We start from the raw sequence: 14587 nt of genomic DNA on the forward strand, positions 1-14587 counted from the left end.
CACGGGGACACACGCCGCCGGACGCCCGGTTCCCAACCAGTAAGGTAGTTGAGTGACTTTACCGCTGCACATTCCCCACACCCACGGGGCCACGCCCTCCGCCCTCCGGCTCTTCACGTCCGAGTCCGTGACCGAGGGCCATCCGGACAAGATCTGCGATCAGATCAGTGACGCCATCCTCGATGCCCTGCTGGCCGCCGATCCCGAGTCGCGCGTTGCCGTCGAGACCATGGCCACCACCGGCCTGGTCCATGTTGCCGGTGAGGTTACCACCGACGCCTACGTCGAAATTCCGCAGATTGTCCGCGAGACCATCCTCGGCATCGGCTACGATTCCTCGGCGAACGGCTTCGACGGCGCCCGGTGCGGTGTCTCCGTGTCCATCGGCCAGCAGTCCAACGACATCGCAGGCGGCGTCTTCAACTCCCTTGAAGCCCGCGAAGGCCGCCAGGAGGACGACTACGACCTCCAGGGCGCCGGCGACCAGGGCCTGATGTTCGGGTACGCAAGCGACGAAACCCCCTCGTACATGCCGACGCCGATCTGGCTGGCGCACCGCCTCTCCGAACGCCTCACCGAAGTGCGCAAGTCCGGTGAACTGTCCTACCTCCGTCCCGACGGCAAAACCCAGGTCACCGTCGGCTACGACAAAGACGTGCCCGTCTCCGTTGAGACGGTTGTCATTTCCAGCCAGCATGCCGAAGGCACCAGCCTGGACAGGCTGCGCGCCGACCTCGCCTCGTTCGTGATTGCGCCCGTGCTGGCCGCCGCCAACCTGGACATCTCCCGGGCAGCCAACATCCTCAACCCGGCCGGCGAGTTTGTCATCGGCGGACCCGTGGGTGACGCGGGCCTGACCGGCCGCAAGATCATCGTGGACACCTACGGCGGCATGGCCCGCCATGGCGGTGGCGCCTTCTCCGGCAAGGACCCGTCGAAGGTGGACCGTTCCGCGGCCTACGCGATGCGGTGGGTTGCGAAAAACGTGGTGGCTGCCGGCCTGGCCAAGCGCGCCGAGATCCAGATCGCCTACGCGATCGGCCAGGCCCGCCCGGTGGGTACCTATGTGGAGACCTTCGGTACGGAAACTGTGGACCCCGCACGGATCAGTGCTGCCATCGCGGAAATCTTCGACCTCCGCCCGCGCGCCATCATCGACGCTTTGGACCTCAAGCGCCCCATCTACGCCAAGACTGCCGCCCACGGCCACTTCGGCCGCGACGATCCCGATTTCACCTGGGAGCGGCTGGACCGCGTGGACGACCTGAAGGCCTTCTTTAACGCGTAGGCTGCGCTGTTATGGCCTCTCGTGAGACTGCCCTTCCCGGCTTAGCCCAGCCGTCGCTGCTGCAGGGGTTTCCGTCCGCCGCCCGATCGGACGGACCCCTGCTGGCCGCGCACCTTCCGGTTGCCAGGGTCATCGTCGAGACGCCCCTGCCGCACCTGGACCGGCCGTTTGATTACAGTGTGCCCGCCGACCTCGATCAGGCTGCGCAGGCGGGTGTCCGCGTCAAGGTCCGGTTCAGTGGCCAAGAACTCAGCGGCTTCATTATTGAACGGACCGCAGAGTCCGACGCCGGCCACACCCTGGTGCCGCTGCAGAAAGTGATTTCCCCGGTCGCCGTCCTCACGCCCGCCGTGCGGGATCTGGTGTCCGCTGTTGCGGCCCGGTACGCCGGAACGGTGAGCGACGTCCTGCGCGTTGCCGTGCCGCCGAGGATGGCACGGCTGGAGAAGGACTTCCTCGCCGGTGCTGCGCCGTACGGTGCCGTGCCTTACGGCGCTGCGGAAAACGCATCCGAAGCAACCGCCGCACCGGAAGCATCAGCAGTATCCGCTGGCCCCGCCGCCGATGCCCCGCCCGCCACTGGCTGGACGGGCTACCGCAACGGGCCCGCCTTTGTCCGCCACCTGCGGGAGGGCGGATCCCCGCGGGCAGTCTTCAACCCTCTCCAGGGGTACGGTCCCGGCGCCTGGCCGCGGCTGATCGCGGAGGCAGTGGCCGCGGTGCGTGCCTCCGGCCGCGGCGCCGTGGTGGTGGTGCCCGACTACCGCGATCTCAACCAACTCGAACAGGCACTCCTCGAGGTGCTGCCCGAAACTGACATCGCGCGCTTGACCGCAGACGACGGACCAACTCCCCGCTACCGGAATTTCCTGCGCCTGCTGGCCGGATCCGCGCGGGTGGCTATCGGGACCCGTTCCGCAGCGTTCGCTCCCGTCCGGGACCTCGGCCTTGTGGCCTGCTGGGATGACGGCAACGACCTCCACATCGAACAGCGGGCCCCGTACGCCCACGCCCGGGAGGTACTCCTGCTGCGCGCTGACCAGGACGGCACGGCCTGCCTGATGGCAGGTCACGCACGGAGCACCGAACTGCAGCGGCTGGTGGAGGCTGGATGGGCAATGCCCGTCGAGGCGGAGCGGACCATCGTCCGCCGGACGGTTCCGCGCGTCCTGAACACCGCCGACAGTTTTGAACAGGAACGCGACCCGCTGGCCCTGGTGGCGCGTCTTCCCGGCGCCGCCTGGCGGGCCGCCAAGGACGGCCTGGAGCGCGGGCCGGTGCTGGTCCAGGTGGCCAGGGCCGGCTATGCGCCCTCGCTGGTGTGTGAGACGTGCCGCGAGCCTTCGCGCTGCCAGTCCTGCCAAGGGCCACTGGCCCTGGCCGGCGCCACGGGGAGCTCGGCCATCCCGCAGTGCCGCTGGTGTTCAACCCCGGCTCCGGCCTGGCAGTGCCCGCACTGCTCGGGGCGCAGGCTGCGCAAAGGCGCCACCGGAGTCCTGCGGACCGCCGAGGAACTGGGCCGTGCGTTCCCGGGAAAGCCCGTCATCACATCCTCCGGCGACCATGTCAAGGCCGCTGTCGGCAGCGCCGGTGCGCTGGTGGTGGCCACCGTCGGAGCCGAGCCCGTCGCGTTGGGCGGCTACGCTGCTGCGCTGCTGCTCGACGGCGACTCGCTGCTGCGCCGGGAGAACCTCAGGGCCGGCGAGGACACCGTGCGCCGCTGGTTCAACGCCGCAGCGCTGGTCCGTCCGGCATCCGACGGTGGCCTGGTGGTCATCACGGCAACGGAGAGCGCAGCCGTGGGTGCGCTGCTGCGGTGGGACCCGGCCGGGTACGCCAGGCGTGAGCTGGAGCTCCGGATGGAACTCCAGCTGCCGCCTGCTGTCCGGATTGCTTCCGTAACGGGCCCGCGGACCGCCGTCGCGCATTTCACTGCGGCGGTGCAAAAGCAGCTGGCCGGGTCCGGCGTGACGCTGCGGAGCGTCGGTCCGGCACCGGTGATCCTCGTCGGCCCTGCGGCGGCTCTGCAGGGTGACGACGTCCGCACCCTGCTGTTCTTTCCCTACGGCCAGGCCGGGACGGTAACGCGTGTACTGCGCGCCACAAAGGCTGCCGCGGCCGCCAAGAGGAGCGACGAACCGGTGCAGGTCCGGCTCGACGGCGTGGACGTCCTTTAGCGCGGAAGCTTGCGGGGTGAACGGGTGGCCACAATGTCGCGGGCCACGTCAACGAGCTGACGGGCCGACTCGTCCCAGCTGAACTCCGCCGCGCGGGCCACGGAACGGCGTGACACGTCCTGCCAGTGCTCTTCATCCCGCAGGGTCTTGACGGCGGCTGCGAAGTCCGTGGCGGAGCCGGGCTCAACGTAGGAGGCCGCGTCGCCGCCGACTTCCCGAAAAATCGGGATATCGCTGGCGATCACGGGTGTGCCCAAGGACATGGCCTCCACCAGGGGCAGCCCGTACCCTTCGGCGCGGGAGAGGCTCACCAAGGCGGTGGCGCGCTTGAGCAGGACAGCGTATTCGTCGTCAGTAACACCGTTGTGGAAGACCACCTTGGCGCCGGCGGGAACCATGATTTCCAGCTGGGCCCGCCGTTCAGGCGTGATCCTGCTCAGCAGGTGCAGGGTGAAGTCGGGCAGCCCGGCCATGCCGGCCACCATGGTCTCCACGTTTTTGTAGGGCATAAACGAACCCATGTACACGAGCGAATGGTCCGCCCCGGCCGCAGGATCACGAGGGTCCTGCGCTGGCTGGGGAGCATTGCTGATGATCCGCACGGGCCGCTTCGTCAGCCGGTATTTGGCCATCAGCGCTTCAGTGGTGCGGCTGATGGTGGCCACGGTGTCTGCGCGGTTGAGCAGGAGGCGCTGGGGCCAGAAGGCCTTGTGGTACAGCCGCCACAGCACCCGCACCGGTGCCGGAAGGAAGCCCGGGGGAGCGGGGTGCTCATAGTAGATGAGGTCGTGCAGGGTCAGCACCAGGCCGTACCTGCGTCCCCAGCTGCCCATGGTCTGCATGGGGCAGACCACCACATCCGCGCCGAGGGGATTGATTTTGCGTGCCACAAACAGCTCCAGCGGAGACAGCGGACTGTTGATCAGCGTGTACGGAACGTCGGGGAGCAGGGGCAGCTGCCGCGTATCGCTGATCAGCATGGAGACGTCGGCCAGCTTGGCCGCCGCGGCAATCAGGCTGGCCCCGTAACGGCTGATGCCGTCATGGTGGTCAAGCCTGGTGAACCGTGCATCGATGACAATCTTCACGCGGGGTGGTCCTTAAGGAAGCTGCGGATGAAACCGGCGGCGGGTCCCGGCGTCTCGTAGTGAATGAGATGGCCGACGCCGGGAATGACTTTGAGGACCCCGTCCGGGAGGAGCGTGGCAAGGTGGTGCTGGTCCGGGAGGGTGGCAATTTCGTCTTTTTCCCCGGCCACCAGCAGGACGGGCAGCGTGAGCTTCGCTGCGACTTCAGCGACGTGGCCGCTGACAGAGGCCGTAAATGACTCAAGCAGGCTGTCCCGGTCCGCGAATGCGCTGAAGTAGGAGTGGTGCTGGCCATGGATGAACCGGCGCAGGTCCTTGTCGCCGGTCTTGGCCATGGCCTCGCTCATGACCCGGACAATCAGCGGGCTGCGCAGCAGCGCCAGCCCCAGTGTGCGGGGCAGGCGGGCAGCCAGCCGGTAATAGAGCACGGCGAGCTTGGTCATAATGCCCTTGGGGCCTTCCAGGGCCGGCGCGGCGATTGGATTGATGAGGATCAGCGGCGTGACCGTCCCGGGATGGGCAGCCACGAAGTGGGCGGCGACGATTGAGCCAAAGGAATGCCCCAGCAGGACGGTTTCGGGTCCCAGCCCCAGCGCAGCCATGAACCTGCTGATGAACGCGCCGTACTGTTCCACCGAATGTTCAACGGCCGCGAACGCGGCGGAGCTGCCGAAGCCCGGGAGGTCGGGCATGATGATGCGCATTTCCGGCAGCCGGTCTGCCACGCGGAGCAGGCCGTGGTGGTCGCCACGGAATCCATGGATGACAAGGATGGTGCGGGTGTCGTCGGTGGCCTGCACTGGTTCGTAGGTCCAGTAGGCCACGGTGCTGCCGTTAAGTTCGATCTCGGCGGCCCGGGTGCGGGCTGCCAGCCCGGCACTGAAGTAGGACGGCGCGTCGGATGGCCGGTGGGCAGTTGTTTTCATGACCCTCGGTCCTAGTTGACGTTATCAGGGTGGGAGCCGGTGCGCTGCCCGCGGTCAAGTTCAGCCAGGGCTGCCATGTCGCGGTCTGACAGGGCAAAGCCGAAGACGTCCAGGTTTTCCCGGATCCGGGCCTCGGAGCTTGCTTTGGGGATGGCGATGTTCCCGAGCTGGATGTGCCATCGAAGGATGATCTGGGCAGCTGTCCTGCGGTGTTCAGCCGCCAGGGCCAGCACCACGGGATCTGCCAGCACCTGCCCGCGGCCCAGCGGGCTCCAGGCTTCCGTCAGGATCCCCAGACTGTGGTGCTTTTCCCTGAGTTCCGCCTGCTGCAGCCAGGGGTGCAGTTCAATCTGGTTTACCGCCGGCACCACTTCAGCGCTCTCGAGCAGCCGGTCCAGGTGCACCGGCTGGAAGTTGCAGACCCCGATGGCCCGGACCTTCCCTTCACGGTAAAGCGTTTCCATGGCCCTGTACGTCTCGGCGAAAAGACCCCGCCGGGCGCAGGGCCAATGGATCAGGTACATGTCCACGTAATCCAGGCCCAGGTTGATCATGGAGGTGTCAAAGGCCCGGAGCGTGGCGTCGTACCCGTGGTCATCGTTCCAGACCTTGGTGGTGACAAAGACGTCCTCACGCCGGAGCCCCGGCGAGGCTTCCCCGGAACCTCCGCTGCCGCCGTCGGCATCAATCGCCGCGCCCAGTGCTTTCGCCACACCGCTTTCGTTGCCGTACATCGCGGCGGTGTCGAGATGGCGGTAGCCGGTGCCCAGGGCAATGGCCACCAGCGATGACGCGTCGTGGGCCGGAACCTTGTAGAGCCCGTAACCCAACTGGTCGATCAGCACGCCGTTGTTGAGACTGAGGCGGGGAGAGGGTTTCATACGACTGACTTTACCCATTCGATGACAAGACCCCGCCGAAACCCACCAGTCGGCGCGCTGTGGCTTCGTCCAGGATCAGGTCCGTGGCGAGGCCTGCGGAGAGTGCACCACGGAGCCCGTTGATCTTCGATGCCCCGGACACAACGCAGATCCGGCGCCGGACCTGCCGCAGCTCCGAGAGTGCCGGTCCTGTTGAGCGTTCGTTGAGCACAATGCCGTGGGAGGATCCGTCGCGCCGGAAGAACACGGTGGCAACATCGCCCACCACATCCGAACTGGCCAGCATCCGAAGGTCGTTTTCGTCCAGGTAGCCGCCGGCGTATACGTGGCTGGGGTAGTCGGCTTCAACGGAACCAACCCCGAAAATGGCGATGCTCATCCGGGCCTGCAGGGCAAGGATGCGCTGCACACTGCGCTCATTCCACATGGCGGTCTTGGTGGCGGCGTGGTCAAAAAAGGCCGGCACGGGGAACTGTTCCACCCGGGCGCCATAGGCACTGCCAAAGCGGCGCATGATGTCGCTGGCGTATGTAATGCCAGTGGTGTGCATGTTTCCGGCTCCGTTCAGCTGGACCACCACCGTGTCATGGGTGATCTTCCGTGTCAGGTGCCTGCTGACGGCGCTGAGCGTGGACCCCCAGGCGACGCCGATGATCGCGTTGGAGTCGACGAGCGGGCCGATGGTGCGCGCGGCCTGCAGGGCCACCCGGTCCAGGGTTTCGGCCTCGTTGAGGGATTCAAGCACCGGGACAACGTGGACGTCCACGTTGTACTCCCTGCGGATGATGCTCTCCAGCTCGGGGCCCGTGTCCAGGGGGTTGCGGATCTGGATCTGGACAAGGCCTGTGTCGCGGGCGGCGGAAAGGAGCCTGGAAACAGTGGACCGGGACGTTCGGAGCTCCCTGGCGATCGCATCCATGGTCAGGTCCTGCAGGTAATACATCTGTGCAGCCCGGAGCGCATCCGAGTGGCGTGAGAGCGTCATATCGCTTCCATTCTGCACGTTTGTGCATAGAGCTTGACTCCATTTTCCATTAGTCCAAACAATAGTTGAAGAAGGGCGGCTGACCTGCGAAGGTAGCCCCAAGGACTAAACCCAAGGAGCAGTTTTTGGGACCCAGGAACTTATTCGGCCACGGTGGAGCCATGCCGTCTCCCGCCAAAAATGCACGAGCCTCGCTGGAGGCACTCCGGGATCGGCCGCACGCTAAAGTGCTGATCATCGGCGGCGGTATTAACGGCGTCGGCACGTTCCGGGACCTGGCCCTGCAGGGTGTGGATGTTGCCCTGGTTGAGCGCGGCGACTACTGCCAAGGTGCCAGCGGCGCCTCGTCCCACATGATCCACGGCGGCATCCGCTACCTCGAGAACGGTGAATTCCGCCTGGTCCAGGAATCGGTGGTGGAGCGTAACCGGCTCCTGCGGATTGCCCCCCACTACGTCAAGCCGCTCCAGACCACCATTCCCATCTTCAGCACCTTCTCCGGCGTACTTTCGGCACCCGTGCGGTTCCTGACCCACAAACAGGGCAAGCCGAAGGAGCGCGGCGCTTTCCTGATCAAGCTGGGGCTCAGCCTGTACGACTCGTTTTCCCGCGACGGCGACACCGTCCCGCGCCACCAGTTCCGCGGCCGGAAGCGTGCCCTGGCCGAACTCCCGCGCCTCCACCCCGGCATCAAATACGCCGCAACCTACTTTGATGCCTCCGTGCACAATCCCGAGCGGCTCACCCTCGACGTGCTCCAGGACGGCGAAAAGGCCGGACAGTCCCGCGGTGTTTCCGCGCAGACCGGGGCGCGGGCCAGCAACTATGTGTCGCTCCAGTCCATGGTTCCGGGCACCGCCGGGGCTGCTGCCGGCAGCAGCCCCTCCGGCAGCACGGTCCGGCTCCGTGACGAACTCACCGGCGGCGTCTTTGATTTCACGGCGGACGTCATCGTCAACACCACCGGGGCGTGGGTGGACCTGACCAACCAGGCCATGGGCGCCGCGTCGACGTTCATGGGCGGCACCAAGGGATCGCACATCGTGCTGGACCACCCGGAACTTCTTGACGCGTGCCAGGGCCGGGAGATCTTCTTTGAACACACCGACGGCCGGATTGTCCTGATCTATCCCATGGGGGACCGGGTCCTCGTGGGCACCACCGACGTGGATGCCGACATGGGCGAGGACGCAGTGTGCACGGACGGGGAAATCGACTACTTCCTCGAACTCATTGGCCACGTCTTCCCGGACATCCCGGTAAAGCCTGAAGATATCGTCTACACGTTTTCGGGTGTCCGCCCGCTGCCGCGCCACGACGCAACCCAGCCCGGATTTGTCTCCCGGGACTACCGCATCGAGCGGCAGGACAGCGTCACAGGCGCCGTCGTACTCAGCCTGGTGGGCGGCAAGTGGACAACCTTCCGCGCCCTCGCCGAACACCTGACAGACAAGGTGCTGGCAGAGCTGGGAACCGAACGGACCGTATCGACGGCGTCGCTGGCCATCGGCGGCGGCGCCGGATTCCCCGCGGACCAGGCCGGGATCCAGAAATGGATCAAGGCCCACGTATCGGAGACCCGCGACGCCGCAAGGACTGAGGTCCTGCTGACGCGCTACGGCACCCGTGCCGGAGACGTCATCCGCTACCTGGACGGCGGTCCTGACCGGATGCTCTCCTCAACCCGTGAGCTCAGCGTCCGCGAACTGGAGTACATGGCCGGGCATGAGCAGGTCGGACATCTTGTTGATGTCCTCATCCGACGTACGTCCCTTGCCTTTCGGGGGCTGGTCACGGGCGAGCTGCTCAACGAGGTGTGTGAGGTGCTCGCCGGTCCGCTGGGCTGGGACGCAGAAAAACGCTGGGCCGAAATCCGTCACGCCAGGGAGGTGCTAGAGCGGTTCCACCGCGTACAGATCCACAGCCTGGTTGCCTAGGCGGTTCCAGGCTGCAACCGGCACGCTAAAGCGCGTTCCGGTGAACGGTCCTTCAACCCGCGAGGGACCGCAACAGAAAACAAAAGGAGTCAATGATGTCTCTTGGAATTGTGTTTCTATCCGAGGTGTTCGGAACTATGATGCTCACCCTGCTGGGTTGCGGCGTCGTAGCCAATGTGGCGCTAAAAGGCACCAAAGGTAACAGCGGCGGATTCCTGATGGTCACCTGGGGATGGGGTATTGCCGTCTTCGCGGGCGTTTTCGTCGCAGCCAAGTCCGGTGCGCACCTGAATCCCGCCGTGACCCTGGGGCTGCTGGTCAATGGCAAGGCGGAGTATGCGCCGGACGTACCCGTCGACGTGGCGTCTACGCTGACCTACTTTGGCGGCGAGATGCTGGGTGCCTTCCTGGGTGCAGTGGTGTGCTGGCTCGCCTATAAGCAGCACTTCGACGCCGAAGAGGCGGTCGCCAGCAAGCTCGCTGTGTTCTCCACCGGCCCCGCGATCCGCTCCACCCCGTGGAACCTGATCACCGAAATCATCGGCACGTTCGTCCTGGTGTTCGTGATCCTCACCTTTGGCGGGACACCCTCCGGCCTGGGGCCGCTCGCAGTAGCACTCCTGGTGGTCGGCATCGGCGTTTCCCTGGGCGGGCCTACCGGCTATGCCATCAACCCCGCCCGTGACCTCGGTCCGCGCATCGCCCACGCCCTGCTGCCCATCCGGGGCAAAGGCTCAAGCGACTGGGGCTACTCCTGGATCCCGGTCGTCGGCCCGCTCGTTGGCGGCGCCCTGGGCGGAATCGTTGCCAAGCTTGCTCCGATCATCATCACCGCCGCAGCCTGACCGTTCAGCAACCAAACCCTGCATACAGACAAGGACGTCACCATGAACCAGTACGTAATCGCCATCGACCAGGGCACCACCAGCTCACGCGCCATCATCTTCGACCACAGCGGCACCATCGTTTCGTCCGGCCAGATGGAGCACGAACAGATCTTCCCGCAGGCGGGCTGGGTGGAGCACAACCCCGCCGAGATCTGGAACAACACCCGGGAGGTCATCGGTTCAGCCCTCTCCAAGGCGAACCTGACGCGTCACGATATCGCCGCCGTCGGGATCACCAACCAACGCGAAACCGCGGTGGTGTGGGATAAGACCACCGGCGAAGCCGTATACAACGCCATCGTGTGGCAGGACACCCGTACGCAGAGCATCGTGGACGAACTGGCGAAAGACGGCGGTCCGGAACGGTTCAAGCAGAAGGTGGGCCTTCCCCTGGCAACCTACTTCTCCGGAACCAAGATCAAGTGGATTCTGGATAACGTGGATGGTGCCAGGGCCAAGGCAGAGGCCGGTGACCTGGTCTTCGGCAATACGGACTCCTGGGTCCTCTGGAACCTGACCGGCGGCGTGGACGGCGGAGTGCACGTGACAGACGTCACCAACGCTTCCCGCACCATGTTTATGGACCTCGAGACCCTGAGCTGGGACGAAGAGATCCTGGGGATCTTCGGAGTTCCGCTGAGCATGATGCCGGCCATCAAGTCCTCCTCCGAGGTCTACGGCACCGTGCACACATCCCAATTGCTGCGCGAGGTGCCGGTAGCCGGCATCCTCGGTGACCAGCAGGCTGCGACGTTCGGCCAGGCGGCCTTCGAAGCCGGTGAGGCTAAAAACACGTACGGGACCGGCTGCTTCCTGATCTTCAACACGGGCGAAGAGATCATCCACTCGAAGAACGGCCTGCTGACCACTGTGGGGTACAAGCTCGGCGACGCCCCGACGCACTATGCGCTGGAAGGCTCCATCGCGGTCACCGGTTCCCTGATCCAGTGGCTGCGCGACAACCTTGGCCTGATCAGCAGCGCCCCGGAAGTGGAGACCCTGGCAGCCTCCGTCAAGGACAACGGCGGTGTCTACATCGTTCCGGCATTCTCGGGGCTCTTCGCGCCGTACTGGCGTTCGGATGCCCGCGGCGCCATTGTGGGCCTCACCCGGTTCGTCAACAAGAACCACATTGCCCGCGCCGCGCTTGAGGCCACTGCGTTCCAGACCCGCGAGGTGCTCGACGCCGTCAACGCGGACTCCGGCGTGCCGCTTACAGAGTTGAAGGTCGACGGCGGCATGGTGGCCAACGATGCGCTGATGCAGTTCCAGGCTGACATCCTGGGCGTTCCGGTGATCCGGCCCAAGGTTGTGGAAACCACTGCCCTCGGTGCCGCCTACGCTGCGGGACTCGCCGTCGGGTTCTGGAAGGACCTCGGCGAGCTGTCGGCCAACTGGTCCGAGGACAAGCGCTGGGAACCGCAGCTTGACCAGGCCGAGCAGGACCGCCAGATGCGCCTGTGGAAGAAGGCCGTCACGAAGTCCATGGACTGGGTCGACGAGGACGTGAAGTAGTCCCGGCGAGCCTATGCCTTCGCTGTTAAGGGGGCCCCGCCCGCTTCGCGGACGCCCGAAGCCGCTCCCGGGCCCCCTTAACAGCTCGGCATGTCCGAGCCGGTCTATTCAGCCGCTCGGGGCGACTTACGTTTAGGGGAAGGGGCGGGTGCGCTAAAGTGGTTGCATGCGTGCGATCCTTCTGCTTAGCTAGCCGCCCGGTATCCGGAAACAACCGGAATGCCGAGCGGCCGCCCCTCCATGGAGAGGGGCTTTTGTGTGTCCGGGCATGTTTGCCGGGCCGGCAGCAGAAGGGATCAGAGAAGTTGGGGCAGCACAGATGCCGCAACAGAACAGAAGAGGGCAGCAGTGAGCGTTCAGCCGGAGACAGAGACCGGAACAGCAGCAGTGGCGGAGGATACACCCGAGGAGGGTGCCTACAGCTTCGCGGCGATGGAGGCCAAGTGGCCGCAGGTGTGGGAAGACCTCAAGGTCTTCACCCCCGCGGATGACGGTTCCCGCGAGCGCCGCTACGTGCTGGACATGTTCCCCTACCCCTCGGGTGACCTCCACATGGGCCACGCCGAGGCGTTCGCCATGGGCGACGTTGTGGCGCGCTACCTGCGGCAGCAGGGCTACGATGTCCTGCACCCGATCGGCTGGGACTCCTTCGGCCTGCCCGCCGAGAACGCGGCCATCAAGCGCAACGCCCACCCCAGTGAGTGGACGTACGCCAACATCGAGACGCAGGCGGCCTCCTTCAAGCGTTATGCCATCTCCGCGGACTGGTCCCGTCGGGTGCACACCTCGGACCCCGAGTACTACCGCTGGACCCAGTGGCTGTTCAAGCGCTTCTACGAACGTGGGCTGGCGTACCGCAAGGATTCCCCGGTCAACTGGTGCCCCAAGGACCAGACTGTGCTGGCCAACGAACAGGTTGTCAACGGCGCCTGCGAACGCTGCGGCACTCCGGTCACCAAGAAGTCCCTGAACCAGTGGTACTTCAAGATCACCGAGTACGCCGACCGGCTGCTCGATGACATGGACGAACTGCGCGGCCACTGGCCCGAGCGCGTCTTGGCCATGCAGAAGAACTGGATCGGCCGGTCCGAAGGTGCGCACGTCAACTTTGTGATCGAGGCCGACGGCGGCAAGCCTGCCAAGGACGTCACAGTCTTCACCACCCGCCCGGACACCCTGTATGGCGCAACGTTCTTCGTGGTGGCGGCCGACGCGCCGATCGCCGTCGAACTCGTCACGGATGAGCACGCAGCCGCGCTGGACGCGTACCGCGAACAGGTCAAGGCGCTGACTGAGATTGAGCGCCAGTCCACCGAACGCGAAAAGACGGGCGTCTTCACCGGCCGCTACGCGGTCAACCCCCTGAACGGCGAGAAGCTGCCGGTCTGGGCCGCGGACTATGTCCTGGCCGATTACGGCACCGGGGCCATCATGGCCGTCCCGGCACACGACCAGCGGGACCTCGACTTCGCGAAGACGTTCGATCTGCCCGTCCGTGCGGTGCTGGACACCGGCGAAGAGGATCCCGCTGTTTCCGGCAAGGCGACGGCAGGGGAGGGGACCCTGATCAATTCGGGAGTCCTGGACGGCATGCCGAAAACCGAAGCCATCCCTGCCGCCATCGACATGCTGGAGAAGCAGGGCACGGGCGAGAAGTTCGTCAACTTCCGGCTCCGTGACTGGCTCCTGAGCCGCCAGCGGTTCTGGGGAACCCCCATCCCGATCATTCACTGCCCCGCCTGCGGCGAGGTTCCCGTCCCGGACGAGCAGCTGCCCGTGACGCTGCCGGCTGACCTGCGCGGCGAGGACCTGTCACCGAAGGGCACATCGCCGCTGGCTGCAGCCGAGGCCTGGGTCAACGTGGACTGCCCCAACTGCCACGGTCCTGCGAAGCGCGACACCGACACCATGGACACCTTCGTGGACTCGTCATGGTACTTCCTGCGGTTCGTCTCGCCGCAGTACACCGAGGGTCCCTTCGACCCGGACAAGATCAACGAGTGGATGCCGGTTGGCCAGTACGTGGGCGGCGTGGAGCACGCCATCCTGCACCTGCTCTATGCCCGGTTCTTCACCAAGGTGATCCATGACCTCGGCATGCTCGACGCCGACGAGCCCTTCAAGGCGCTGCTGAACCAGGGCCAGGTCCTCAACGGGGGCAAAGCCATGAGCAAGTCCCTCGGCAACGGCGTTGACCTCGGCGAGCAGCTGGACAAGTACGGCGTGGACGCAGTGCGGCTCACCATGATCTTTGCCTCCCCGCCGGAGGACGACGTCGACTGGGCGGACGTTTCGCCGTCGGGCTCCGCCAAGTTCCTTGCCCGCGCCTGGCGCCTCGCGCAGGATGTCACCAGCGAGCCCGGTGCTGACGCCGGGTCCGGTGACCGTGCGCTGCGGTCCGTCACACACCGCACCATCGCCGACGCCGCCGCGCTGCTGGACACCAACAAGTTCAACGTGGTGGTGGCCAAGCTGATGGAGCTGGTCAACGCAACCCGCAAAACTATCGATGCAGCCACCGGCGCCGGCGGGGCCGATCCCGCCGTCCGCGAGGCAGCCGAGGCCGTAGCGGTGATCCTGAGCCTCTTCGCACCGTACACCGCGGAGGACATGTGGAACGTCCTGGGCCACCCGGCCTCCGTGGCGAACGCCGGCTGGCCGGCCCACGACGAAGCGCTGCTGGTCCAGGACACCGTCACCGCTGTGGTCCAGGTCCAGGGCAAGGTCCGTGACCGGCTCGAGGTCTCCCCGGACATCTCCGAGGACGAGCTGCGCGAACTGGCCCTGGCCAGCGAAAACGTTCAGCGTGCCCTGGATGGCCGCGGCATCCGCACGGTGATCGTGCGGGCGCCTAAACTGGTGAACATCGTCCCGGCCTGAATATCAGGCAAGGGCTGCGCACC

The 14587-nt window shown here is 65.8% G+C and carries 10 protein-coding genes; 6 read left to right on the plus strand and 4 right to left on the minus strand.

Features of this window, described 5'->3' with window-relative positions; genetic code table 11:
• The first annotated feature begins 52 nt into the window (after positions 1-52).
• Together metK and GUV69_RS03050 are read left to right on the plus strand one after the other, a co-directional pair.
• Complete coding sequence (gene metK, locus GUV69_RS03045) at positions 53-1288, plus strand: methionine adenosyltransferase (RefSeq protein WP_164199605.1); 1236 nt, start codon at positions 53-55, stop codon at positions 1286-1288.
• An 11-nt stretch (positions 1289-1299) separates the two neighbouring features.
• Complete coding sequence (locus GUV69_RS03050) at positions 1300-3465, plus strand: primosomal protein N' (protein ID WP_164199607.1); 2166 nt, start codon at positions 1300-1302, stop codon at positions 3463-3465.
• On the opposite strand, the gene GUV69_RS03055 is transcribed toward GUV69_RS03050, so the two are convergent.
• Genes GUV69_RS03055 through GUV69_RS03070 form a run of 4 tightly spaced genes read right to left on the minus strand, consistent with a single transcriptional unit; the run spans position 3462 to position 7345 of the window.
• A complete protein-coding gene (locus GUV69_RS03055) occupies positions 3462-4553 on the minus strand; it encodes a glycosyltransferase family 4 protein (protein WP_164199608.1) in 1092 nt (363 codons plus the stop codon). The genes GUV69_RS03050 and GUV69_RS03055 overlap by 4 nt on opposite strands.
• Positions 4550-5479: an alpha/beta fold hydrolase gene (locus GUV69_RS03060; RefSeq protein ID WP_164199610.1), complete on the minus strand. Its 930-nt coding sequence runs from the start codon at positions 5477-5479 to the stop codon at positions 4550-4552. Before GUV69_RS03060 ends, GUV69_RS03055 begins: the two co-directional genes overlap by 4 nt.
• A gap of 11 nt (positions 5480-5490) precedes the next feature.
• Positions 5491-6360: an aldo/keto reductase gene (locus GUV69_RS03065; RefSeq protein WP_164199612.1), complete on the minus strand. Its 870-nt coding sequence runs from the start codon at positions 6358-6360 to the stop codon at positions 5491-5493.
• A gap of 10 nt (positions 6361-6370) precedes the next feature.
• A complete protein-coding gene (locus tag GUV69_RS03070; protein WP_164199614.1) occupies positions 6371-7345 on the minus strand; it encodes a sugar-binding transcriptional regulator in 975 nt (324 codons plus the stop codon).
• Positions 7346-7506: 161 nt separating this feature from the next.
• On the opposite strand from GUV69_RS03070, the gene GUV69_RS03075 reads away from it, so the two are divergent.
• The 4 genes from GUV69_RS03075 to leuS all read left to right on the plus strand — a co-directional run bounded on the left by GUV69_RS03075 (position 7507) and on the right by leuS (position 14564).
• Positions 7507-9282 carry a glycerol-3-phosphate dehydrogenase/oxidase gene (locus GUV69_RS03075; RefSeq protein ID WP_164199616.1) on the plus strand — a complete coding sequence of 592 codons (1776 nt, stop codon included), beginning with the start codon at positions 7507-7509 and terminating at the stop codon, positions 9280-9282.
• Between the two features lie 95 nt (positions 9283-9377).
• Positions 9378-10127, plus strand: coding sequence for an MIP/aquaporin family protein (locus GUV69_RS03080; RefSeq protein ID WP_164206179.1), 750 nt, complete (start codon positions 9378-9380; stop codon positions 10125-10127).
• A gap of 42 nt (positions 10128-10169) precedes the next feature.
• Complete coding sequence (gene glpK, locus GUV69_RS03085; protein ID WP_164199618.1) at positions 10170-11684, plus strand: glycerol kinase GlpK; 1515 nt, start codon at positions 10170-10172, stop codon at positions 11682-11684.
• Between the two features lie 348 nt (positions 11685-12032).
• A complete protein-coding gene (leuS, locus tag GUV69_RS03090) occupies positions 12033-14564 on the plus strand; it encodes a leucine--tRNA ligase (RefSeq protein ID WP_164199620.1) in 2532 nt (843 codons plus the stop codon).
• Positions 14565-14587: the final 23 nt, after the last annotated feature.

Origin of the sequence: [Micrococcus luteus] ATCC 49442 (assembly GCF_010367585.1) — a bacterium.
Classification (GTDB): Bacteria; Actinomycetota; Actinomycetes; order Actinomycetales; family Micrococcaceae; genus Arthrobacter; species Arthrobacter luteus_A.